This window comes from Pseudomonas sp. ICMP 10191 (assembly GCF_001467335.1).
Taxonomy (GTDB): domain Bacteria; phylum Pseudomonadota; class Gammaproteobacteria; order Pseudomonadales; family Pseudomonadaceae; genus Aquipseudomonas; species Aquipseudomonas cerasi.
This window is the reverse complement of the sequence record NZ_LKGW01000135.1, coordinates 74,843-97,723: the sequence shown is the minus strand read 5'-3', so window position 1 is coordinate 97,723 and position 22,881 is coordinate 74,843. Positions and strand designations below refer to the sequence as shown.

The following is a 22,881-nucleotide window of genomic DNA, read 5'->3' as shown; positions in this document are numbered from 1 at the left end:
GGATAGTTTCTCGCAGAGCGGTTTTCTTCTAGTCTTGAAGTGATCGCAGTGGCCAAAGAGATTGGCGTAAATCCTGTTTCACGAGAAGGATGAATAGTGTTGCTGATCAGGAGCGCATCATGCAGCGTAGCCTTTGCCTTACCCGAGAATGCATGGGGCTGATGACACGTATCGAGTGCGTCATCCGGCCCCTCCCTCATGACAGCGGACAATGGATGGTGCTCTTCGCGGCCGGAATGGCCGAGGAACAGCCTTCCGCAATCAAGACCCAAGGGCCTTTCAAGGGCCTGCCCGCAGCGCAATCGGTGCTGACCAGCATTCTCGAAAGCCTGTCGTTGCATGGTTATCAATGTGCCGATGACGTACCTATCTGGATGCTGCACATTCAGGCCGAACTGCGTCGTATCGATAGCGGCAGGACGGTCTGTCAAAGCTCGTCGCTGTTCTAGGCTCTGTACGAAAAGTGTCTGCGCTCGGTGATGCTTCGTTAAAAACAGGCTCGCTTGGCCTTCGCTCGCCGACTTTTCGTACAGAGCCTAGCCTTCAATCCGGTTCCTCAAGTGCGCTAACTGCCGCTGTGCGATATTTTGTCGCACGGCCAGAGCGGTGCATTACCGCTGATATACTCGCCCGCTCCTTCAAAACACCTTGCGAGTATCAATGGAACGTTTTTTTGAAAATGCCATGTACGCATCGCGCTGGCTGCTGGCGCCGATCTATTTCGGCCTCTCCCTTGGCCTGTTGGCGTTGTGTCTGAAGTTTTTCCAGGAAATCTTTCATGTCATTCCCAACATCTTCTCGCTGGCCGAAGCTGACCTGATTCTGGTGCTGCTGTCGTTGATCGACATGGCGCTGGTCGGTGGCTTGCTGGTGATGGTGATGATCTCCGGCTACGAGAATTTCGTGTCGCAGCTGGACATCGACGAGGACAAGGAAAAGCTCAACTGGCTGGGCACTATGGATTCGTCTTCGTTGAAGATGAAAGTTGCAGCATCCATTGTCGCGATTTCCTCCATCCACCTGTTGCGGGTGTTCATGGATGCCACCAACATCAAGCCCGAATACCTGATGTGGTACGTGATTATCCACATGACGTTCGTGATATCGGCGTTTGCGATGGGCTATCTGGACAAGGTCACCAAGCACTAAGGCGACGCGCGATGAAAGGGGCGGGCGTTATCGTTTCTGGCATGTCGGCGCTGTGTGTTGTAAAACGTCCGTTCCGATGCATCAGGCATTTGCGCAGGAGGTTCGATCATGAATTATCAGGAATTTATCGACCACTCCCAGGCCGGGCGGGTCGATGAGCTGAACCTGATCTCCATCGAAGGCGGCATCTATCTGCTGGATGTGCGCATGAATGGCACTTCGGTGATGCTCAAGGACCCAGCGGGCAAGACCCTGCATCTTCGCTCGGTGGAGCATGCGCGGGATTTGCTCAAGGACATACCGGTGGTGCCTTTTTACCTGGTCCATTGTGTGGTCCATGACGAGCTGTGCGGCATGCCGGTCAATGACCGCTCTGAAATGCGCCTGCCGATCTCGTTTCATTCCTCCTGGTCCTGATCGCCAGCCGCGTATTGCTGCTGCGGTAGGGGCTGTAGCGGCAATTGTGCTAGGCTGCTCGGCCTTTTGGTTCGGGGCGCATCAGCGTATAGCGTGATTGCCGTTCAGGTTTTGCGCGATACCGACTGCGTGCCCCTCTACGGAGCAGTGTCATGTCCGAAGTCAATCTGTCCACCGACGAAACCCGCGTCAGCTACGGCATTGGCCGTCAGTTGGGCGATCAGTTGCGCGACAACCCGCCACCGGGTGTCGATCTGGAAGCCATCGTGGCAGGCCTGCGCGATGCGTTCGGCGGTCAGCCAAGCCGTGTTGGTCAGGAAGAAATGTCCGCCAGCTTCAAGGTCATCCGCGAAATCATGCAGGCTGAAGCAGCCGCCAAAGCCGAGCAGGCTGCGGGCGCCGGCAAGGCCTACCTGGCTGAAAACGCCAAGCGCGAAGGCGTGACCACCCTGGCTTCGGGTCTGCAATTCGAAGTCGTGACCGCTGGCACTGGCCCTAAGCCAACCCGTGAAGATCAGGTACGCGTTCACTACCACGGCACGTTGATCGACGGTAACGTCTTCGACAGCTCCTACGATCGCGGCGAGCCGGCCGAATTTCCTGTCAGCGGCGTGATTGCCGGCTGGACCGAGGCGCTGCAACTGATGAACGCCGGCAGCAAATGGCGTCTGCACGTGCCGAGCGAGCTGGCTTACGGCGCTCAGGGCGTAGGCAGCATCGCACCGCACAGCGTGCTGGTGTTTGATGTGGAACTGCTGGACGTTCTGTAAGCGACCCGGTCGATGCAGATAGTCGCTGAACGAATCGCGCCGATTCGTTCAGCGACGCAGTTGTGCTGATGCTTCATGCTCAGTGCAACTCACTCATGGGGCGCAACGCCCGCGCGTAGCAGAACAGAAACAGGTTTCTCACCAGTTCCTTGAGCACCAATGGCTCGCTGGAACTCAAACTGCACACATCCAGATCGCCCTGATCGCGTAACTCTTCCAGCGCTTCCTCTTCCAGTACGGCACACACTTCCCCCGTCTCGCGGTGGAGAATTCTCAGGTAAGGGTGGGGTCTGTCCAGCCATGCATCGATCAAATAAGTCATGTCTCATCTCCTGTGCAAGTTAGATGAGAATAATTCTTATCGGGATAATAGCAAGGCTCTATTGAGATTAATTCTCATTTTGCGCTGAGTGGTTGATCCAGATCAGCGAATGCCGGTCGAGAGAGGACGCGGAGCGTCCAGAACGGCATGCCGACGCGGAGCATCGGCACGATAGGTGTTCTCTCGGACGCTTATCATTCCTCACGCTCGACGCAGAGCGTTGGCACGATAGTTAGAGAACTATCGTTCCTCACGCTCCAGCGTGGGAATGCCGTTCGTGACGCTCTGCGTCACACAGCGACACCGTCGGCCTGTCAGTGATGCTCGCGGGTAGCGCGGAATTTCACGTCGGGCCAGCGTTCTTCCATCAGCGCCAGGTTCACGCGGGTAGGGGCGAGGTAGGTCAGGTGACCGCCGCCGTCCATTGCCAGGTTTTCCACCGCCTTGTTCTCAAACTCTTCGAGCTTCTTCTTGTCGTCGCAGTCGATCCAGCGGGCAGACCACACAGTGATCGGCTCGTAAGCGCATTCAACCTTGTATTCTTCCTTCAGACGGCTGGCGACCACATCGAACTGCAGCACACCGACGGCGCCGAGGATGATGTCGTTGCTGCGCTGCGGGAAGAACACCTGCGTGGCGCCTTCTTCGGCCAGCTGTTGCAGACCCTGACGCAATTGCTTGGACTTGAGCGGGTCCTTCAGGCGTACGCGACGGAACAGCTCCGGTGCGAAGTGCGGAATACCGGTGAAGCCCAGCGCTTCGCCTTCGGTGAAGGTGTCGCCGATCTGGATGGTGCCGTGGTTGTGCAAACCGATGATGTCACCGGCATAGGCTTCTTCCAGTTGTTCGCGCTCCGACGAGAAGAACGTCAGCGCGTCGCCGATCCGTACGTCCTTGCCCAGACGCACATGGCGCATTTTCATGCCCTTGTCGTAACGGCCCGAGCAGATCCGCATGAAGGCGATGCGGTCGCGGTGCTTGGGGTCCATGTTTGCCTGGATCTTGAACACGAAACCGCTGAATTTCTCTTCCGCCGGCTCGACGGTGCGCTCGTTGGCCACACGTGCCAGCGGCTTGGGCGCCCAGTTCACCACGGCATCGAGTACATGATCGACGCCGAAGTTGCCCAGTGCGGTGCCGAAGAACACCGGGGTCAGCTGACCGTCGATGAATTCCTGCTGGTTGAATTCGTGGCAGGCACCCTGCACCAACTCCAGTTGCTCGACGAAGCGCTCGTATTCATCGCCCAGGTGAGCGCGGGCTTCGTCCGAATCGAGCTTCTCGATGATTTTGGTTTCGGTGCGCTCGTGGCCGTGACCTGCGGTGTAGACAATGATGTAGTCGTCGGCCAGGTGGTAGACACCCTTGAAGTCCCGGTAGCAACCGATCGGCCAGGTGATCGGTGCCGCCTTGATCTTGAGGACCGCTTCGATTTCATCGAGCAGCTCGATCGGGTCGCGGATATCGCGGTCGAGCTTGTTGATGAAGCTGACGATAGGCGTGTCGCGCAGACGGCAGACATCCATCAGCGCGATGGTGCGTGGCTCGACGCCTTTACCGCCGTCGAGGACCATCAAGGCCGAGTCGACTGCCGTCAGGGTGCGATAGGTGTCTTCGGAGAAGTCTTCGTGGCCCGGGGTGTCGAGCAGGTTGATCATGTGGTCGCGATACGGAAACTGCATCACGGACGTGGTAATGGAGATACCACGCTGTTTCTCCATTTCCATCCAGTCGGAGGTGGCGTGACGGTCGGATTTACGCGACTTGACCGTACCGGCGACGGAAATGGCCTTGCCCATCAGCAGGAGTTTTTCCGTGATGGTGGTTTTACCCGCATCCGGGTGGGAAATAATGGCGAAAGTGCGGCGTTTCGCGACTTCGGCGGCCTGTTGGGTCATGGGAAATCGCCTGGGATGGGATTGAAAAAGGGCGCAGATTATAGCTCAACTCGCGGCAATAACCGAACCGTTCAGACAATAAACGATGGCCAGATAATGTCTCGTGTGGGAACCTTTCAGGTCGTGGAGACGTCCACTCCCCCGTCAAGGCTCGCAACGAAGCCAACGCAAGGGGCTGATTCATCAGCATGTTGGTTTGACGAAGCTGCGCTTATGGCTTGTGTTTTCGCCGAGGTTAAACCCTTACCGGCGACCCACCCGCTGCTCTTCGCGAACGTTATTGCCGGCGTCCTTTCCGGACGTCCAGGTCAACGCGTTCGCCGACTGAAATAAGGAGTCCGCCTGTGGCAAATCGCTATGGCAAGGGGCTATTGGGAGGTGCGGTTGCGATCGCACTCCTGGCCCTGCTGATCCACTGGATCGGCATCAGTACTATCAAGCAATACCAGGATGACCTGCTGTTCTACCTTCAGGCTCACCTGATTCTGGTTCTGGTTTCAATGTTGGCGGCCCTGGTGGTCGGCATCCCTGCAGGCATTGCCCTCAGCCGACCGAGCATGGTTGGCCGCGCTGAACGCTTCATGCAGATCTTCAACATTGGCAACACCGTTCCTCCTCTCGCCGTTCTGGCCATTGCCCTCGGAATTCTCGGGATCGGCAGCGGGCCGGCGATCTTCGCGCTGTTCCTCGCCTCTCTGTTGCCTATCGTGCGTAATACCTACGAAGGCCTGAAAAACGTCCAGGGTTCACTCAAGGAAGCTGCCGTCGGTATTGGCATGACTCCGCGTCAGGTGCTGTGGCGTGTCGAGCTGCCCAACGCCGTGCCGATCATTGTCGGCGGTGTGCGTGTCGCGCTGGCGATCAATGTCGGGACCGCGCCACTGGCGTTTCTCATCGGCGCCAACAGCCTTGGCAGCCTGATTTTCCCGGGCATTGCGTTGAATAACCAGCCGCAACTGGTGCTGGGTGCAGCGTGTACCGCTCTGCTGGCGCTACTGCTCGATGGTCTGGTGACACTGGCCAGTCGTCTTTGGCTGGAACGCGGACTGGCTCGCTGAGCGAAGGAATTCTCATGAAAAGAATATGCTTGTTTTTAGGCTTTGCCTTGCTGTTTCCGGCACTTGCCCAGGCTGCGGAAAAGCCGCTGCTACGTATCGGCGCACGGGTGTTCACCGAACAGACCATGCTTGCCGAACTGACCGCGCAATACCTGCGGACCAAGAACTACGACGTCCAGATTACCGGCGGCCTTGGCAGCAACCTGGCGCGCAGCGCTCAGGAGAGCGGTCAGCTGGATCTGCTGTGGGAATACACCGGTGTATCGCTGGTGGCCTACAACCACATCGACGAAAAACTCGACAGCGCCCAGACCTATGCGCGGGTCAAGGAAGTGGATGCGAAGAAAGGCCTGGTCTGGCTTTCACCGTCGAAGTTCAACAACACCTACGCGCTGGCACTGCCGCAGAAAGTGGCTGACAAGTACCCGCAGATCAACACCATGACCGACCTGACCAAAGTGCTCAAGGACGAAGCCAAAGAGGGTCATGTCGTAGCGCTGGACACCGAGTTTGCCAACCGTTCCGACGGCCTTATCGGCATGGTCAAGCACTACGACATGAACCTCGGTCGTGAAAACACCCGGCAGATGGACGCCGGGCTGGTCTACACCGCGTTGCGCAACGGTCAGGTTTTCGCCGGTCTGGTGTACACAACCGACGGTCGTCTGAATGCGTTCAAGCTGAAAGTGCTGGAAGACGACAAGCACTATTTCCCTGACTACACCGCAGCGCCGGTGATCCGTCAGGAATATCTGGACAAGCATCCGGACATCGCCACGCTGCTCAAGCCGCTGGCTGACCTGCTGGACAACCAGACCATGATCGACCTCAACGCGCGCGTCGACGTCGGCCATGAAAGCCCCTCCACGGTTGCTGCAGACTTTCTGCGCCAGCACCCATTGAATTAAGGAAGGAGACGATATGAGTTTCTTGAGCGCCTTCTCCCATCTGGACTGGGCACAGGTTCTGCAACTGACCTGGCAGCACATTACGCTGGTGGGCATCGCCGTGACCCTGGCGATTGTCGTCGGCGTGCCACTGGGCGTGCTGATGACGCGTTTTCCAGCACTGGCGGGCCCGTTGCAGGCAAGCGCCACGGTATTGCTGACCGTGCCGTCGATTGCCCTGTTCGGCCTGTTGCTGCCGTTCTACTCCAAATTCGGCCAGGGCCTTGGCCCGATGCCGGCTATTACCGCAGTGTTTCTCTATTCGCTGCTGCCGATCATGCGTAACACCTACCTGGCGCTGACTGGCGTAGAACCGGGTATCCGCGAGGCCGCCAAAGGCATCGGCATGACCTTCGGCCAGCGTCTGCGGATGGTCGAGCTGCCCATCGCCGTGCCTGTGATCCTCGCCGGTGTGCGCACCGCCGTGGTGATGAATATCGGTGTCATGACCATTGCCGCGACCATCGGTGCCGGTGGTCTGGGTGTACTCATTCTTGCTTCTATCAGCCGCAGCGATATGTCGATGCTGATCGTCGGCGCGGTACTGGTCAGCATTCTGGCCATCATCGCCGACCTTCTCCTGCAATGGCTGCAACGCACGCTGACTCCAAAAGGATTACTGAAATGATCGAACTCCAGAACCTCTCCAAGACTTTCCAGAGCAACGGCAAAGAAGTGAAGGCTGTCGATTCGGTCAGCCTCACGGTCAACGAAGGCGAAATCTGCGTCTTCCTCGGCCCCTCGGGCTGCGGCAAAAGCACCACGCTGAAAATGATCAACCGCCTGATCATGCCGACCTCCGGCAAAGTGCTGATCAATGGCGAAGACACCACTGATCTGGACGAAGTGACCCTGCGTCGCAACATCGGCTACGTGATTCAGCAGATCGGTCTGTTCCCGAACATGACCATCGAAGAAAACATCGTGGTCGTGCCCAAGCTGCTCGGCTGGGACAAGCAGCGTTGCCATGACCGTGCTCGTGAATTGATGAGCATGATCAAGCTGGAGCCCAAACAGTACCTGCATCGCTACCCGCGTGAACTGTCCGGTGGTCAGCAACAGCGTATCGGCGTGATCCGTGCCCTGGCAGCCGACGCGCCCTTGCTGTTGATGGACGAACCGTTCGGTGCGGTCGACCCGATCAACCGCGAGATGATTCAGAACGAGTTCTTCGAGATGCAGCGCGCGCTGAACAAGACCGTGATCATGGTCAGCCACGACATTGATGAAGCCATCAAGCTGGGCGACAAGATCGCGATCTTCCGTGGTGGCAAACTGCTGCAGATCGATCACCCGGACACCTTGCTCGCGCATCCGGCCGACGACTTCGTCAGCAGCTTCGTCGGCCAGGACAGCACCCTCAAGCGTCTGCTGTTGGTCAAGGCCGAAGACGCCGCCGACAACGCGCCATCGGTCAGCCCGGAAACCCCGGTGGCCGATGCGCTGGAAGTGATGGACGAAAACGACCGTCGCTATATCGTGGTCACCGACAGCGAAAACAAGGCGATGGGCTATGTACGTCGTCGTGACCTGCACCGTCAGCAGGGCACGTGCGCGCAGTTCCTGCGTGAATTCAACGCCACCGCCGCTTACGACGAGCACTTGCGCATCCTGCTGTCGCGCATGTACGAGTTCAACCGCGCCTGGCTGCCGGTGCTGGACGCCGAGAACGTGTTCCTGGGTGAAGTGACGCAAGAGTCCATTGCGGCTTATCTGAGCTCCGGCCGTTCGCGTGGCATGAAGACCAGTATTGTCTCGCCAGCCGAGCAAGTGGCTTCCTGACCGGATGTATTGCCGCCAGCATCATGGCTGGCGGCAATGTTCACACTTGGAAATTCTCCATGCCACATTGAGTAACGTTGTTTTTCTGCAATGCAGACGCAGTCATTGCGTCTGCAGCGTCGCTCTCATACACCGTTGTCACGACCCCCTGATACTCGACGTTCACTTTACAGTGGTCATTACCCTCGAACTTCTTGCTGCTGGTCCAGACCTGGTTGGACACACTTGAATAGTAGGCTTTGCCTTGGGTGATCTCGGAGGCATAGAGGTCGTTGACCAAAAGCTTGTAGTTAAGCTTTTTAAACGTGTCTCCCTCGAAATAGACCTCCAGCAGGTCATCTGTTCTGACGACCTTTGCGACTGTCAGTCGCAACAACATACTCTGGGCAATGGCCAGATAAGAACGGTAAGACGCCCGGTTTGTCACGCTGATGAGAGGGTTGCCATTGACGGTCATGTACAGGGCATCAACGCTTGCCTGATCGACACCTGCTACCAGTTGGGTCATCGTTGAGTCGGTGAAGAGCTGGCGGATGGGCAGGGCGATTTTTGCCTGTTCGACGTTGCCGGAGAACAGGGTATAGGGTTTCCCTATGCCTGCAATTGCCGTGATGGTCACCTCTTGATGGCCTACGCCGCCGAGGCGTATCCAGGTGTTGTCAATAAGTCCTGAGCCGTTGGGGGAGCCCTTCTCAAGCGTTGCATAAGGAGGGGCTCCGAAGACGATCGTGTAATCATAATTCTTGAAAGCCTCACCCTCGAACGTCACTTGGACAAGTCCTGCGCTGACGATCACGCTTCTTATGGTTTTTTGCAGGAGCAACCGTTGTGCACGGTTCAATAGTCGGCCGTGCAGTTCATCGGTCTTTTCTTTCTCCAGATTGAAGAAAAGAACGTCAAGCCTTGGCTGGGTAATGCCGGGCCTCAGTTCAGCGCAACGGTCATCGGTAAACATGGCCTTGATATTGAACAGCAGGATGGGTCGTGATGCGGTGCTGGCCACAGTGTATGGCTTGCCTCCAGCAAACACCTTGACTGACGCCTCATCCCCTTCGGAGAGGGGAGTGCTGGCTTCAACGTAGGCGATGCCTTCCTCGATACGGGCTTCACAACCCACGTGTTCGCCGTTGTCTGCCCACGCCACTAACGTGCCGTTGAGCGTTATTTCGTAACGGTATGGCGTGTACCATTGCTTGGCAACGGTAAACTTTATCCGGTCTTGAAAGGTACCGTGCACGCTGGACAGGATATGGGCAAGCGGCGGGGTATAAGTGAGCAACGGCAGATCGATTGGGATCGTCGTCTCAGCGTCATTTTCCCAAATGGCCCGCGTCAATGCGGGCAGGTCGGCGATCTGGTTGAGGGTTTCAGGGGTTGGGTACAACCCCCAGCGATCAAAGAATTCCGCCAGGTTGAGGTGGCTCAGCAGCGAGGTTTCGACGATGAAGCGCTGCGCTTTATCGTCGCTGACGGTGGGCGGGTTGTGCATGAGCCGATAGCGCTGGTGCAATTGCGGGTAGAACGAAGTACCGAAGCTAAGACGCAATTGCCAGAGCATGACAAGCTTGTGTCCGGCCTCCTTGATGTTGTCGTACGCTCGCAGGCTACTGGCCAGGTACTCTTTCACGGGGGGGTAACTGGAGTCGGCGCCTGTAGCACGGCCAAGGAAAAACTCTTGGGCGGCCATCGAGTAGAGATTGACCGTGACCTCTGTCATTCCGGTGCCGGTGCCCCATGTCATAGGGCTGAGTTGTCGTTGATGGCCGCTTTCGTGCCAAGGGCCCCAACCATCTTCAGGGGCGGTCGACAATAAACGCGCCAGCGCAGCCGATCCGTTAAACCCCATATGACCGTTTGTGGCAAACATGTAAAGCCGGTCCGCTTCCACGTAGAAATGTTTACTGGGATCAAGCGCCCATTCCATCGTGCCGTAGTCGATCAAGCCTGAAATACCATCCTGCGCGCTAATGGCACCATCGAAATTGCCCATCAGCTTTACGGGATCGGTCAGGTAGAGCTGTGCGCTCTGATAGCGCACCACGACAATAGCCCTCGGGCTGGTAAGCAGCACGACAGGCGCTTCGCTGTAGTGCGCCATTTGCTGTTCCCATTCCAGATTGGTCATATCCATTCTGAAAAACGGCACATGGTTGTACTGTCCTGTTATGTCCAGAACCACGTGGCCAAGGGGGTCCAGGTTGGTGAAGCCCAGCAGGCCTGTGTTGGTAGCGACAAGAACGTTCATGCCACGGTTCAGCGGGTACGAGGTGGGGGTATCCAGTTCTGGCACCCCGATCACTGCAGACACCAGATTCATGTACAGACTGGTTGCTGTGATTTCCAGCCGATCGCCTTTCGTTACATAAATATTAGTCGGCTGAAAGTCGGTGTGTGTCCTGGTACGGGCGTGACGTTGGCGATGACTTTCGGCAGATCCGAAGCCGAAGACTTGCCACCGGGCTTGAACTGCACTGGGCGCAACGGAGCTTGCGGCGTGAAGGTGTCGGTCATCCATGATCGTTACCTGAAAAGGCGGTCTGAGCTGTTTATTGAGCGCGCAACCCCTGCATCCGTCTACTGACAGAACTGACAGGCTGATTTGCTTTGCGTGCCGGTGAATAAGGTGATGCCCAGCGTGCTGCGAAAAGGCATTGGCGACGGAGGTGGGGAACATCTGCCTGTCATGCAGGTCGGTTAAACAGGTCCTTGGGAAGGCAACTCAAGAGCCCTGTGCAAAAACGCGACATTTTTTGTTGATATCCGGCCCCTCAGGTCCTAAAGTTCGCGCCGAACGTCCATGCTGGAAACGATCCATCCGGCTCAAGTACTGACGACGAGACAGCAAGGCCAGGAAGGCAGCCCTTCAGGGCCTTTTTGCTTTCGGCGACATGCCTTGGGAAGTAGGCGAACCAAAGTGGGGATACGGAGGGCGTTCATTTGTACCCATTGACCAATACCGTTTGCCAATAGGAGTTCCAGCAGCATGCCGATCAATGTCGAAGACTACTACTCAGCCGAAACCTTCAAGAAAATGAAGGCGTTCGCTGACAAGCAAGAAACCCCGTTCGTGGTCATTGATACTGACATCATCAGCAAGGCATATGACGACCTGCGTGCGGGCTTCGAATTCGCCAAGGTTTATTATGCGGTCAAGGCCAACCCTGCCGTTGAAGTCATCAATCTGCTCAAGGAAAAGGGTTCGAGCTTCGACATTGCGTCGATCTACGAGCTGGACAAGGTCCTGAGCTGTGGTGTCGGTCCGGAGCGCATGAGCTACGGCAACACCATCAAGAAATCCAAGGACATTCGCTACTTCTACGAGAAGGGCGTGCGTTTGTTTGCGACCGACTCCGAAGCCGACCTGCGTAACATTGCCAAGGCTGCACCGGGCGCGAAAGTCTATGTGCGTATTCTGACCGAAGGTTCGACCACTGCCGACTGGCCTCTGTCGCGCAAATTCGGCTGCCAGACCGACATGGCCATGGACCTGCTGATTCTTGCCCGCGACCTGGGTCTGGTGCCTTACGGCATCTCCTTCCACGTCGGCTCGCAGCAGCGCGACATCAGCGTCTGGGATGCTGCCATTGCCAAGGTCAAAGTGATCTTCGAGCGTCTGAAAGAAGAAGACGGCATCGTTCTCAAGCTGATCAACATGGGTGGCGGCTTCCCGGCTAACTACATCACCCGCACCAACAGCCTCGAAACCTACGCTGAAGAGATCATCCGCTTCCTGAAGGAAGACTTCGGTGATGACCTGCCGGAAATCATTCTGGAGCCAGGCCGTTCGCTGATCTCCAACGCCGGTATTCTGGTCAGCGAAGTGGTATTGGTCGCCCGTAAGTCGCGTACTGCGGTCGAGCGTTGGGTATACACCGACGTGGGCAAGTTCTCCGGTCTGATCGAAACCATGGACGAAGCCATCAAGTTTCCGATCTGGACCGAGAAAAAAGGCGAAATGGAAGAAGTGGTCATCGCCGGCCCTACCTGCGACAGCGCCGACATCATGTACGAAAACTACAAGTACGGTCTGCCACTCAACCTGGCCATCGGTGACCGTATGTACTGGTTGTCCACCGGTGCCTACACCACCAGCTACAGCGCAGTGGAATTCAATGGCTTCCCGCCATTGAAGTCGTTCTACCTGTAAATTACCTGCGTCAGAAAAAGCCCATGAAAGTGGGCTTTTTTTTGCCCGTAAAAAAATAGTTATACAAGCCTTTAGGCGCTGATCCGTACGATAAGTGCAGCGTTTTTTTTGCCGAAACCCGATACGTTCCAGGATCAGTTGGTAGGCTTGAGGGAAAAGCAGCGAACGCAGTTGACCGAACTGCAGGCAGCGGTTGACGAAAAGCATGCAGCGCTGGACGTCGAAGTGGGCAAGCGTGACCAGCTCTCGGCCCTTGCCTCGGTCGAGTTTTGCAAGACCGATTACGTTCGCGAGATGAGCAAATTGCTCGAAGCGTTGAAACATGCAAAAGACACGTTACAGATAGACAGGCCATGGCCGTCAGTGCATTAATTGCGCCGCGAAATATGAGTGAGAGTGGCGAGCGTGCTGAAGAAAGTCCTGTTTCAGTTGCACTGGTTCTTCGGGATCACGGCAGGTCTGGTGTTGACCCTAATGGGGATGACCGGTGCGCTGTATTCGTTCGAGGACGAAATTCTCGACGCGCTGAACCCGAATGTGCTGTTGGTCGAGTCGCGTGGTGCCACGCTGCCACCCGTTGAACTGGTGCGCAGGCTGGAGGCCGCGACCGGCCTGACGGTCGCTATTCTGCGTGTCGAAACCACTGGCAACCGTGTCGCTCAGGTGTTTTTCACGCCCAAAGCAGGTGAGCGTCGAGGCCCCAAACGCAATTTCGACCCCTACACCGGCGAGCTTAAAGGCAATGCAGTAGGGGAGGGTTTTTTCGACTTTGTCCTGAAGCTGCACCGTTATCTGGCCATGGGCGAGGCGGGCAAGCAGGTTACGGCGGCGTGTACGCTGATTCTGGTGTTCTTTTGCCTGTCCGGGCTTTACCTGCGCTGGCCTCGCGCAGTGCGGAACTGGCGGGTCTGGCTGACGGTTGACTGGGCAAAGAAAGGCCGAAGTTTCAATTGGGACCTGCATTCGGTCTTCGGCACTTGGTGCCTGTTGTTCTACCTGTTGTTCGCCCTCACGGGACTCACTTGGTCGTATGACTGGGTGAGCAACGGTCTGAATAAACTGATCGGGGATTCGCCGCTCAACGAAGACGTAGCTGCGCCAGCCAAGGCTGCTGGAAGATCGCCCTTGGTGGTCGATTACGTGGCGGTCTGGGACAGTATCCAGAAGGCTGCCGGGCCGGACTTGCGCGCTTACAACCTGCGCCTGCCTGCTGCCGGCGGTCAGCCTGCCACGGTGTTTTACCTGCTCAAGGATTCACCGCACCCGCGCGCGCTGAACACCATCACCCTTGATCCGGCCAATGGTCAGGTCAGCTCGGTTGTACGCTATGCCGAGCGCAGTTTCGGTGCGCAATTGCTGGCCAGCAATTATGCGCTGCACGTCGGCAGCTACTTCGGGCTCGTCGGTCGAATCATCATGACCGGCGCATCGTTGCTGATGCCGCTGTTCTTCATTACTGGCTGGTTGCTGTACCTGGATCGACGTCGCAAGAAGCGTGATATCGAGCGTGCACGCGGCGAGGTTCAGGGTGATGACCACGACGATGACGCATCCTGGCTCGTCTGTTTCGCCAGTCAAAGCGGTTTCTCCGAGCAATTGGCCTGGCAGACCGCTGGCCAGTTGCAGGCTTCAGGATTGTCGGTGCGCGTGAAGCAACTGGGCGATCTGAGCGAAGAAGAGCTATGCCGAAGCCGCAATGCCTTGTTCGTTGTCAGTACCTTTGGTGACGGAGAGGCACCGGACAGTGCCCGACGTTTTGAGCGCAATCTGCTGGGTAGTCCGCTTTCACTGAACCAGCTCGATTACGCCGTTCTGGCGCTCGGCGACCGGCAGTATCCGCATTTTTGCGGCTTTGCCCATCGTTTGCATGACTGGTTGACCGAGCAGGGCGGGCGCAGCGTGTTTCCGCCTGTTGAAGTGGACAGCGCCGATCCTGTGGCCCTGCAACACTGGCAGCAGCAATTGGGGCAGTTGACTGGCTCCGTGCCGGCAGCGCACTGGCAGACACCGGTTTTCGAGAACTGGACGCTGGCCCGGCGCGTGCTTTTAAACGCTGGCAGCAGTGGTTCGGAGGTCTATCTGCTGGACCTGACGCCGCCAGCCCTTGCGCATTGGCAGGCGGGGGATCTGGTCGAGGTGATGCCGCGCCACACACTGCAGGTCATCGAGCCGTTTCTCGCCGGGCTGGGTGTCGATCCGGGCGCATCGGTCAGCGTGGATGGCTTGCAGGAACCGCTCGCGCAGGCGCTGGAAAGCCGCCAGTTACCGCAGAACCGTTCACATCTGGTGGGGCTGCATGCGCAAGCGTTAATCGATGCGCTGGTGCCGGTCTCCGTACGTGAATACTCGATTGCCTCGATTGCGCAGGACGGCATTCTGCAACTCATCGTGCGTCAGGAAGTGCATGCCGACGGTAGCCTGGGGCTGGGTTCGGGGTGGCTTACCGAACATTGTGCCGTGGGCGGTGCCGTCAGCCTGCGTTTGCGCCGTAACAGCAGCTTTCATCTGCCTGTCGAACCTGTCCCGCTGATCCTGTTGGGCAATGGTACGGGGCTGGCCGGTTTACGCAGCCTGCTCAAGGCGCGTATCGCTCAAGGGCAGGTGCGCAACTGGTTGTTGTTTGGCGAACGTAACCGGGCGCATGACTTTCATTGCGGCGCTGAACTGCAGGGCTGGCTGGAGGCTGGTCTTCTGACGCGCCTGGACCTGGCTTTTTCCCGCGATCAGGCAGAGAAAATCTACGTGCAGGATCGCTTGCGCGAGGCGGCCGATGAACTGCGTCTATGGCTCGACGAAGGGGCTGCGATTTACATCTGTGGCAGCTTGCGGGGTATGGCGGCGGGCGTGGATCAGGTGTTGAACGAGGTGCTGGGCGAGCAGGCGATCAGCGAATTGATCGAGGAAGGGCGTTATCGGCGGGATGTGTATTAAGCATCGCACGATAGTTGAGAGTATCGTCCTCACGCTCCAGCGTGGGAATGCCTTCAGTGACGCTTTGCGTCACAAATCTGCGCCGCACTGCACACTCAAAACCGGACGCGGAGCGTCCAAGAGCCCTGTGGGAGTGAGCTTGCTCACGAATACGATGGCCCAGACGCCCCATTTTCAGGGGATTTACTGGCCTCTTCGCGAGCAAGCTCGCTCCCACGGCCGCTGGCCAGAATCAAAAGCGTACTTGTGTATAACGCTGAGCGCTGGAGCGTGGGCACGATAGTCTTTTGGCTTTTAGCTACGCCGCTACAAATTGCTCGGCATAGTGGCAAGCCACCTGGCGGTTATCCACCAGGCGCAGCTCTGGCACTTCGGCTGCGCAACGCTCGGTCGCATAGGGGCAGCGCTTGTGGAAGGCGCAGCCGCTTGGCGGGTTGAGCGGGTTGGGCAGCTCGCCGACGATCTTGATCTTCGGCTTGAGCGGGTCCGGATGGATGGTCGGAGTCGCCGACAGCAGCGCCTGGGTGTACGGGTGCAGCGGACGGTTGTAGATCTCTTCCTTGGGACCCATTTCCGCAGGCCGGCCCAGGTACATCACCAATACCGTATCGGCGACATGGCGCACCACCGACAGGTTGTGGGAGATGAACACGTAGGCGGTGTTGAATTCCTGCTGCAGGTCCATGAACAGGTTCAGTACCTGCGCCTGAATCGACACGTCCAGCGCTGAAGTCGGCTCGTCCGCTACCAGCACCTTGGGCTGCAGCATCATCGCCCGAGCCAGCGCGATACGCTGACGCTGACCGCCGGAGAACATGTGCGGGTAGCGCTGATAGTGCTCAGGGCGTAAACCGACCTGGGCCATCATCGCCTGGACTTTCTCGCGGCGTTCGGCGGCTGACAGGCTGGTGTTGATCAGCAGCGGCTCGCCGAGCTGATCCCCGACTTTCTGCCTCGGGTTGAGCGAGGCATAAGGACTCTGGAAGACCATCTGCACGTCCTTGCGCAACTGCTTGCGCTCGGCCTTGCTGGCCCCGGCAACTTCCTGACCGGCGATTTTCAGCGAGCCGGATGAAGGCTCTTCGATCAGCGTCAGCGCGCGCGCCAGTGTCGATTTGCCACAGCCGGACTCGCCGACCACAGCCAGGGTCTTGCCGGCTTCCAGTTCGAAGGACACGCCGTTAAGCGCACGCACCAGCGCTGTGCCCTTGAACAGGCCGCGGGAGACTTCGTAGTGACGGGTAAGGTCGCGGGCGGTAAGTACGACGCTCATTACGCCACCTCCTGATTCAAGGGATAGAAGCAGCGCGCCAGACTGTGCGCCTTGGGATCAAGGGCAGGGCGTTCGATTCGGCAGTTGTCGCGCACGTAAGGGCAGCGCGGTGACAGCAGGCAACCCTGTGGACGGTCATAGCGGCCCGGGACCATGCCCGGCAGCGTGGCGAGGCGCTCGGCGCCCATGCTGTGCTCGGGAATGGCGGCCAGCAAGGCTTCGCTGTACGGGTGGGCAGGGACATCGAACAGCCCCGGCACCTGCCCGACTTCGACGGCCTGACCGGCGTACATCACGCAGACACGCTGGGCGGTTTCGGCCACGACAGCCAGGTCGTGAGTAATCAGCACCAGTGCCATGTCCTGCTCTTTCTGCAGGCTCAGCAGCAGCTCCATGATCTGCGCCTGAATGGTCACGTCCAGCGCGGTGGTCGGTTCGTCGGCGATCAGCAGTTTCGGTTCGCCGGCAATCGCCATGGCAATCGCCACACGCTGGCTCATGCCGCCGGACAATTGATGCGGGTAGGCATTCAGGCGCGCGGCGGCGCCAGGGATCTCGACCTTTTCCAGCAGTTCCAGTGCACGCTGGCGTGCAGCCTTGCCCGACATGTTCAGGTGCTGGCGCAGCACTTCCTCGATCTGGAAGCCCACGGTGTAACTGGGGTTCAGAGCGGTCATCGGGTCCTGAAAGACCATCGCCAGGTCTTTGCCGATAATGCGTCGACGCTGCCGTGCGTTGAGCTTGAGCAGGTCGTTGCCGTCGAAATTGAGCGCGTCGGCGGTGATGATGCCGGGGGAGTCGATCAGCCCCATCAGCGCCATCATGGTCACCGATTTACCGGAACCCGATTCGCCGACGATGGCCAGTACTTCACCCTTTTCGACGCTCAGGGACAGGCCGTCCACAACAGGTACGGCCTTGGCGTCGCCGAAGCGGACGTTGAGATTCTTGATTTCAAGAAGTGACATGCGAATCTCCTCAGGCGGCGTTCTTGAGTTTCGGGTCCAGCGCATCGCGCAGACCGTCGCCCATCAGGTTGATTGCCAGCACGCTGAGCAAAATGGTCAGACCGGGCAGGCTCACGACCCACCAGGCACGTTCGATGTAGTCGCGCGCCGAGGCGAGCATGGTGCCCCACTCAGGCGTCGGTGGCTGTACGCCCAGACCCAGGAAGCCCAGCGCTGCGGCATCGAGAATCGCCGACGAGAAGCTCAGGGTGGCCTGAACGATCAGCGGTGCCATGCAGTTGGGCAGCACAGTGATGAACATCAGGCGCGGCAGGGTGGCGCCGGCCAGACGGGCGGCCGTCACGTAGTCGCGGTTCAGTTCGCCCATCACCGCAGCGCGGGTGAGACGAACATAGGAAGGCAGCGACACGATGGCGATGGCGATCACGGTGTTGATCAGGCCAGGGCCGAGGATCGCCACGATGGCCACAGCCAGCAGCAGCGAGGGCAAGGCCAGCATGATGTCCATCAGGCGCATCACCGAAGGGCCCAGAATGCGCGGGAAAAAGCCCGCCAGCAGGCCCAGCAGAATGCCTGGGATCAGCGACATGACCACCGATGCCAGACCGATCAGCAGCGACAGGCGCGAACCCTGGATCAGGCGTGACAGCAGGTCGCGGCCCAGTTCGTCGGTGCCGAGGATGAATTGCCATTGACCGCCTTCAAGCCATACCGGCGGCGTGAGCAGGAAGTCGCGGTATTGCTCGCTCGGGTCATGGGGGGCAACCCAGGGCGCGAACAGGGCGCAGAACACGATCAGGGTCATGAACAGCAGGCCGGCAACCGCGCCTTTGTTTTTCGAGAAGGCTTGCCAGAATTCTTTGTACGGGGATGGGTAAAGCAGGCTTTGATCGACTGCTACCGCAGGAGTAGGGGTGCTCATATCGATGATCTCAGCGCTGGTGACGAATGCGTGGGTTGGCAAAGCCGTAGAGGATATCCACCACGAAATTGACCAGGATCACCAGACAGGCGATCAGCAGAATGCCGTTTTGCACGACCGGGTAGTCCCGGGCGCCAATGGCTTCGATCAACCACTTGCCGATACCCGGCCAGGAGAAGATCGTTTCGGTGAGTACCGCACCGGCCAACAACGTACCGATTTGCAGGCCGAACACGGTCAGTACCGGAATCAGCGCGTTGCGCAGGCCGTGAACGAAGACCACACGGGCAGGCGACAGGCCTTTGGCGCGGGCGGTTCGCACGTAGTCTTCCCGCAATACTTCGAGCATCGACGAGCGGGTCATCCGGGCGATCACCGCCAGCGGGATGGTACCCAGCACGATGGCCGGCAGAATCATGTGGTGCAGGGCATCGAGAAACGCACCCTGTTCGTCACTCAGCAGCGTGTCGATCAGCATGAAGCCGGTGACCGGCGGAATGTCGTACAGCAGGTCGATCCGCCCGGAAACAGGGGTCCATCCCAGTGTTACCGAGAAGAACATGATGAGGATCAGGCCCCACCAGAAGATCGGCATGGAATAGCCAGCGAGGGAAATCCCCATGACCCCATGGTCGAACAGGGACCCTCGCTTGAGTGCGGCGATCACCCCGGCCAGCAGGCCGAGAATACCCGCGAAAATCAGCGCCGCCAGCGACAACTCCAGGGTTGCCGGGAACAGCGAAGTGAATTCGGACCAGACACTGGTGCGTGTACGCAACGATTCACCGAGGTCGCCCTGGGCTAGCTTGCCGATGTAATCGATGTACTGGGCGTAGAGGGGTTTGTTCAGACCCAGACGTTCCATGGCCTGAGCGTGCATTTCCGGATCGACACGGCGCTCACCCATCATGACTTCGACCGGGTCGCCCGGAATCAGACGAATCAGGGCGAAGGTCAATAAGGTGATGCCGAAGAAAGTGGGTATCAGCAACCCCACTCGGCGGGCGATAAAACTAAACATCTTGGTGTGTACCTCATCAGCCGGTTAGGCATGCTCCGGCGAGTCTCGGGTTATGAGCTCGCCGGATTGTTTTTCTACTTCACCTGGGTAGTGGCGAAGTTGTTGGTTGTGAGCGGGCTGATTTGGTAGCCCTCCACATTTTTACGCATGGCGGTGAACATTCTGGTGTGAGCCATGCTGATCCATGGCTGATCCTTGTTGAATATGGCCTGGGCCTGTTCATAGAGCCCAGCGCGCTCCTCGGGGTTCACTGTTTCACGCGCCTTATCGATCAGCTTCTGGAAATCGGCGTTGCACCAGCGGGCGTAGTTCTCGCCGTTTTTCGCCGCTTCACAGCTCAGCATCGGAGTCAGGAAGTTATCAGGGTCGCCATTGTCGCCTGCCCAGCCAGCAGACACCATGTCATGTTCGCCATTCTTGGCACGTTTGAGCATTTCACCCCATTCCATGACGCGGATGTCGATCTTGATGCCGATCTTCGCCAGGTCGGATTGCATCATTTGCGCGCCGAGCATCGGGTTGGGGTTGGTTGGTCCGCCGCCGTTGCGGGTGAACAGGGTAAACGTGGTGCCTTCCGGAACGCCAGCTTCCTTCAGCAAGGCGCGTGCCTTGTCGAGGTCAATCGGTGGGTTTTTCAGGTCTTTGTTATAACCCAGCAGGGTCGGCGGATACGGGTTGACCGCTACCAGCGCGTTGCCCTTGCCGAACACCGCGTTGACATAAGCGTTCTTGTCGAACGTCATGTCAATGGCTTTGCGGACGCGCACGTCGCTCAGGTACTTGTGCGTGGTGTTGATAGCGATGTAGCCGGTGGTCATTGCCTCCAGCTCATCGATTTTCAGATTCGGGTCTTTCTTGATGCTCGGTACGTCGTCCGGCTTCGGATACAGCGCGATCTGACATTCGTTGGCCTTGAGCTTCTGCAGGCGCACGTTGTTGTCGGTGGCGATTGCCAGAATCAAGGCATCGGCAGGCGGCTTGCCGCGGAAGTAGTCCGGGTTTGCCTTGAAGCGTACCTGCGCATCCTTGGCATAGCGCTGGAAGATGAACGGGCCGGTGCCGATCGGCTTGCTGTTGAGGTCGCCGGTCTTGTTGGCTTTCAACAGTTGGTCAGCGTATTCAGCCGGGTAGATCGACGCGAAGGCCATCGCGAGGTCGGCCAGGAATGGTGCTTCGCGGCGGGTCAGGGTGAACTTGACGGTGTAGTCGTCAGTTTTCTCGACGCTTTTCAGCAGCTCTTTGAAGCCCATGCTTTCAAAGTAGGGGAAGCCGACGCTCGACTTGTCATGCCACGGGTGCTTCGGGTCCAGCTGACGCTGAAAACTCCAGAGCACATCGTCGGCGTTCATGTCGCGGGTCGGTTTGAAGTAATCGGTGGTGTGGAACTTGACGCCTTTACGCAGGTGGAAGGTGTACGTCAGGCCGTCGTCGCTGATCTCCCAGGAGTCAGCCAGCGCAGGAATCACTTCCGTGGTACCGGGTTTGAAATCCGCGAGGCGGTTGAACACGGTTTCAGCCACGGCATCGGCCGTCACTGCTGTTGTGTATTGCACCATGTCGAAGCCTTCGGGGCTGGCTTCGGTGCAGACCACCAGGGGTTTTGCCGAAACACTGACGGCGACGCTGAGCAGGGCCAGGGCGATCGAGTTTCGTAGCGATAACAGTTTCATTGTGAACCCTCCATAGAGTTGACGCCGATGGTGATGATGGGACGCAAGGCCATTGCCTTGCGCCCCAACGGTTTTCAGCGAATCAAAGAATGTTGAACGGAACGGTGGTCACCAGACGGAATTCGTTGATGTTGCCATCAGCCTGATTCTCGCTGGCGCGGTGCGTGGTGTAGGTGGCGCGGATGGCAGTGGCCTTGAGCGGGCCGGACTGCACGGAGTACGACGAACCAATGCCGTATTCGTAGTGAGTCTCGCCGTCCATTGCCAGTACGTCGGTGTAGCCGGTGCCCTTGTAGTGCGTACCGTCGATGTCCCAGCCACGTGCCTGGTAGATGTTGAATTTCAGGCCCGGCACGCCATATTCGGCCATGTTCAGTACGTAAGCGACCTGCAGGGACTTCTCGTTCGGGCCGTTGAAGTCCGAGAGCAGGGAGTTGGCCAGGAAAATCGCGTTGGTGTCGTGGGCGTAGTCGAAATACTCGTTACCGTTAACTTCCTGGTACGCAACGCTGATGCTGTGCGCGTTATGTGTACCGGTGAAGGACAGGCTGTAGGTATCGTTGTCGATCGCGCCCAGCTTGCTCTGACCTGCATCCTTGGTCTTGTAGTAGTTCAGGTTGGTGCTGAGGGCGAACACCTTGCTGTCACCCAGTTCGTGGGTGAAGCCGAAGTAGTACTGGTGCCAGAAGTCTTCGAGGTTGGACGCATAGAAGCTGGCGGTCAGGCTGTCGGTCGGCTTGTAGTCACCACCAAACATGTCCAGACGGTCGGCCGTCTTGCTGCGATCACCGTACTCGGAGCGGAACTTGTCCAGGCTCTGTTCCATACGTGGCGATACGCGGTCGAAGCTGCCGCCCTGCAGGGACAGGTTGTTGAATTCGTCGCTCTGGACTGCAAAACCCTGGAAACTGGACGGCAGTGCGCGGTTGCCGATGAAGGCGATGACCGGGGTGTTCACCGATTGGCGACCCATGGTCAGGACGGTGTTGGAAACCCGCGCCTTCACGTTGCCCAGGCCCATCTTGCTCCACTGACCCACTGCATCACCGTCACTGTGTGCCAGGGTACGGTTGGAGTTGCCGGCAAAGTCGTCGGTGTCACGGTCCAGCGCAATGGCGTTGTACAGCGCCAGTTCGGTGGAGAAACCTACAACGCCCTGCGTATAGCCGGAGGTGTAGTTGACGATCGTGCCCTGCTGCCAGTTGATGCGACGCGAGGTCTGCTCGGCAACGCCGTTGTCGTTGTAGCGGAACACTTCGCCGCGACGCTTGAGTTCATTGGCGTACCAGTTACGGGTCGTGCCGGTCAGGTGTTGGTCTTCGATAAAGCCGTTGGCGTCGGCCTGTGCATTCTTTGAACTCAGCTCGGTCGGTACGAACGTCTGGCTTGCCGGTTCAGCCTGAACCAGTGCGCCAAACGACGAGAGAGACAATGCCAATAATGCAGTGCTAGTTGTTTTCACGATGTGCAGCTCCCTTTATCACTTTTTTATATGCCAGTTCTTTAAGCCTGGCTTTTGGTGGTGCAGGACTTTGGGTCCTGCGTTGTTATAGGTATCGACGCGCAAGTGCCCGCTCTCGCCGTGACACAAGACGGCGAGGGCGTG

Annotated in this window: 20 protein-coding genes; 11 read left to right on the top strand and 9 right to left on the bottom strand. The window is 58.2% G+C overall.

Translation table 11 applies throughout. The features are described from left to right. Nucleotides 1–119 precede the first annotated feature (119 nt). The 4 genes from AO388_RS20975 to AO388_RS20960 all read left to right on the top strand — a co-directional run bounded on the left by AO388_RS20975 (nt 120) and on the right by AO388_RS20960 (nt 2,336). Nucleotides 120–449: a PA4575 family protein gene (locus AO388_RS20975; RefSeq protein ID WP_032609169.1), complete on the top strand. Its 330-nt coding sequence runs from the start codon at nt 120–122 to the stop codon at nt 447–449. Nucleotides 450–660: 211 nt separating this feature from the next. Next, nucleotides 661–1,149, top strand: a complete 489-nt coding sequence (locus AO388_RS20970) for a TIGR00645 family protein (RefSeq protein ID WP_003313787.1) — start codon at nt 661–663, stop codon at nt 1,147–1,149. Nucleotides 1,150–1,257: 108 nt separating this feature from the next. After that, nucleotides 1,258–1,566 carry a DUF6482 family protein gene (locus AO388_RS20965; protein WP_058417051.1) on the top strand — a complete coding sequence of 103 codons (309 nt, stop codon included), beginning with the start codon at nt 1,258–1,260 and terminating at the stop codon, nt 1,564–1,566. 152 nt (nt 1,567–1,718) lie between these two features. Beyond that, nucleotides 1,719–2,336 (top strand): FKBP-type peptidyl-prolyl cis-trans isomerase, encoded by a 618-nt coding sequence (locus AO388_RS20960; protein ID WP_003340445.1) that lies wholly within the window; start codon nt 1,719–1,721, stop codon nt 2,334–2,336. A gap of 79 nt (nt 2,337–2,415) precedes the next feature. On the opposite strand, the gene AO388_RS20955 is transcribed toward AO388_RS20960, so the two are convergent. Both AO388_RS20955 and AO388_RS20950 read right to left on the bottom strand, forming a co-directional pair. Next, nucleotides 2,416–2,658, bottom strand: a complete 243-nt coding sequence (locus AO388_RS20955) for a PA4570 family protein (protein ID WP_003368682.1) — start codon at nt 2,656–2,658, stop codon at nt 2,416–2,418. A gap of 314 nt (nt 2,659–2,972) precedes the next feature. Beyond that, nucleotides 2,973–4,556 carry a peptide chain release factor 3 gene (locus tag AO388_RS20950; protein ID WP_003368681.1) on the bottom strand — a complete coding sequence of 528 codons (1,584 nt, stop codon included), beginning with the start codon at nt 4,554–4,556 and terminating at the stop codon, nt 2,973–2,975. 344 nt (nt 4,557–4,900) lie between these two features. Here AO388_RS20950 and AO388_RS20945 point away from each other — a divergent pair, with 344 nt between their 5' ends. The 4 genes from AO388_RS20945 to AO388_RS20930 are packed head-to-tail and all read left to right on the top strand — an operon-like array spanning nt 4,901 to nt 8,343. Beyond that, on the top strand, nt 4,901–5,614 hold the full coding sequence (locus tag AO388_RS20945; RefSeq protein WP_003368680.1) for an ABC transporter permease: 714 nt from the start codon (nt 4,901–4,903) through the stop codon (nt 5,612–5,614). A gap of 14 nt (nt 5,615–5,628) precedes the next feature. Beyond that, entirely contained in the window at nt 5,629–6,522 is an 894-nt protein-coding gene (locus tag AO388_RS20940; RefSeq protein WP_003431617.1) for a glycine betaine ABC transporter substrate-binding protein, read from the top strand. 13 nt (nt 6,523–6,535) lie between these two features. After that, a complete protein-coding gene (locus AO388_RS20935; protein ID WP_003400010.1) occupies nt 6,536–7,189 on the top strand; it encodes an ABC transporter permease in 654 nt (217 codons plus the stop codon). Then, nucleotides 7,186–8,343: an osmoprotectant ABC transporter ATP-binding protein OsmV gene (locus tag AO388_RS20930; RefSeq protein ID WP_003368676.1), complete on the top strand. Its 1,158-nt coding sequence runs from the start codon at nt 7,186–7,188 to the stop codon at nt 8,341–8,343. Before AO388_RS20935 ends, AO388_RS20930 begins: the two co-directional genes overlap by 4 nt. 40 nt (nt 8,344–8,383) lie before the next feature. On the opposite strand, the gene AO388_RS20925 is transcribed toward AO388_RS20930, so the two are convergent. Continuing rightward, nucleotides 8,384–10,858 carry a M60 family metallopeptidase gene (locus AO388_RS20925; RefSeq protein WP_058417092.1) on the bottom strand — a complete coding sequence of 825 codons (2,475 nt, stop codon included), beginning with the start codon at nt 10,856–10,858 and terminating at the stop codon, nt 8,384–8,386. 468 nt (nt 10,859–11,326) lie between these two features. Between AO388_RS20925 and AO388_RS20920 the strand changes: the two genes are divergently transcribed. The 3 genes from AO388_RS20920 (at nt 11,327) to AO388_RS20910 (ending at nt 15,421) form a co-directional block, all read left to right on the top strand. Next, nucleotides 11,327–12,490, top strand: a complete 1,164-nt coding sequence (locus AO388_RS20920; protein ID WP_003368674.1) for a type III PLP-dependent enzyme — start codon at nt 11,327–11,329, stop codon at nt 12,488–12,490. 108 nt (nt 12,491–12,598) lie between these two features. Further along, nucleotides 12,599–12,862 carry a hypothetical protein gene (locus tag AO388_RS20915; protein ID WP_046718983.1) on the top strand — a complete coding sequence of 88 codons (264 nt, stop codon included), beginning with the start codon at nt 12,599–12,601 and terminating at the stop codon, nt 12,860–12,862. 36 nt (nt 12,863–12,898) lie between these two features. Further along, nucleotides 12,899–15,421 (top strand): PepSY domain-containing protein, encoded by a 2,523-nt coding sequence (locus tag AO388_RS20910; RefSeq protein ID WP_058417091.1) that lies wholly within the window; start codon nt 12,899–12,901, stop codon nt 15,419–15,421. Between the two features lie 298 nt (nt 15,422–15,719). Here AO388_RS20910 and AO388_RS20905 read toward each other — a convergent pair whose 3' ends face one another. The 6 genes from AO388_RS20905 to AO388_RS20880 all read right to left on the bottom strand — a co-directional run bounded on the left by AO388_RS20905 (nt 15,720) and on the right by AO388_RS20880 (nt 22,737). Next, nucleotides 15,720–16,694 (bottom strand): peptide ABC transporter ATP-binding protein, encoded by a 975-nt coding sequence (locus tag AO388_RS20905; RefSeq protein WP_003313770.1) that lies wholly within the window; start codon nt 16,692–16,694, stop codon nt 15,720–15,722. Further along, complete coding sequence (locus AO388_RS20900; protein ID WP_054081996.1) at nt 16,694–17,662, bottom strand: ABC transporter ATP-binding protein; 969 nt, start codon at nt 17,660–17,662, stop codon at nt 16,694–16,696. Before AO388_RS20900 ends, AO388_RS20905 begins: the two co-directional genes overlap by 1 nt. Nucleotides 17,663–17,672: 10 nt before the next feature. Next, nucleotides 17,673–18,584 carry an ABC transporter permease subunit gene (locus AO388_RS20895; protein ID WP_003431612.1) on the bottom strand — a complete coding sequence of 304 codons (912 nt, stop codon included), beginning with the start codon at nt 18,582–18,584 and terminating at the stop codon, nt 17,673–17,675. 10 nt (nt 18,585–18,594) lie between these two features. Continuing rightward, a complete protein-coding gene (locus AO388_RS20890; protein WP_003313766.1) occupies nt 18,595–19,605 on the bottom strand; it encodes an ABC transporter permease subunit in 1,011 nt (336 codons plus the stop codon). A gap of 74 nt (nt 19,606–19,679) precedes the next feature. Beyond that, a complete protein-coding gene (locus tag AO388_RS20885) occupies nt 19,680–21,275 on the bottom strand; it encodes an ABC transporter substrate-binding protein (RefSeq protein WP_003431611.1) in 1,596 nt (531 codons plus the stop codon). Nucleotides 21,276–21,357: 82 nt separating this feature from the next. Beyond that, nucleotides 21,358–22,737 carry an OprD family porin gene (locus AO388_RS20880; RefSeq protein ID WP_003368668.1) on the bottom strand — a complete coding sequence of 460 codons (1,380 nt, stop codon included), beginning with the start codon at nt 22,735–22,737 and terminating at the stop codon, nt 21,358–21,360. Between the last annotated feature and the right edge of the window lie 144 nt (nt 22,738–22,881).

Bases quoted from the DNA above. Each gene is read 5' to 3' on its own strand.
- AO388_RS20975 (WP_032609169.1), top strand. From the start codon at position 120: ATGCAGCGTAGCCTTTGCCTTACCCGAGAATGCATGGGGCTGATGACA.
- AO388_RS20970 (WP_003313787.1), top strand. From the start codon at position 661: ATGGAACGTTTTTTTGAAAATGCCATGTACGCATCGCGCTGGCTGCTG.
- AO388_RS20965 (WP_058417051.1), top strand. From the start codon at position 1,258: ATGAATTATCAGGAATTTATCGACCACTCCCAGGCCGGGCGGGTCGAT.
- AO388_RS20960 (WP_003340445.1), top strand. From the start codon at position 1,719: ATGTCCGAAGTCAATCTGTCCACCGACGAAACCCGCGTCAGCTACGGC.
- AO388_RS20955 (WP_003368682.1), bottom strand. From the start codon at position 2,658: ATGACTTATTTGATCGATGCATGGCTGGACAGACCCCACCCTTACCTG.
- AO388_RS20950 (WP_003368681.1), bottom strand. From the start codon at position 4,556: ATGACCCAACAGGCCGCCGAAGTCGCGAAACGCCGCACTTTCGCCATT.
- AO388_RS20940 (WP_003431617.1), top strand. From the start codon at position 5,629: ATGAAAAGAATATGCTTGTTTTTAGGCTTTGCCTTGCTGTTTCCGGCA.
- AO388_RS20935 (WP_003400010.1), top strand. From the start codon at position 6,536: ATGAGTTTCTTGAGCGCCTTCTCCCATCTGGACTGGGCACAGGTTCTG.
- AO388_RS20930 (WP_003368676.1), top strand. From the start codon at position 7,186: ATGATCGAACTCCAGAACCTCTCCAAGACTTTCCAGAGCAACGGCAAA.
- AO388_RS20925 (WP_058417092.1), bottom strand. From the start codon at position 10,858: ATGGATGACCGACACCTTCACGCCGCAAGCTCCGTTGCGCCCAGTGCA.
- AO388_RS20920 (WP_003368674.1), top strand. From the start codon at position 11,327: ATGCCGATCAATGTCGAAGACTACTACTCAGCCGAAACCTTCAAGAAA.
- AO388_RS20905 (WP_003313770.1), bottom strand. From the start codon at position 16,694: ATGAGCGTCGTACTTACCGCCCGCGACCTTACCCGTCACTACGAAGTC.
- AO388_RS20900 (WP_054081996.1), bottom strand. From the start codon at position 17,662: ATGTCACTTCTTGAAATCAAGAATCTCAACGTCCGCTTCGGCGACGCC.
- AO388_RS20895 (WP_003431612.1), bottom strand. From the start codon at position 18,584: ATGAGCACCCCTACTCCTGCGGTAGCAGTCGATCAAAGCCTGCTTTAC.
- AO388_RS20890 (WP_003313766.1), bottom strand. From the start codon at position 19,605: ATGTTTAGTTTTATCGCCCGCCGAGTGGGGTTGCTGATACCCACTTTC.
- AO388_RS20885 (WP_003431611.1), bottom strand. From the start codon at position 21,275: ATGAAACTGTTATCGCTACGAAACTCGATCGCCCTGGCCCTGCTCAGC.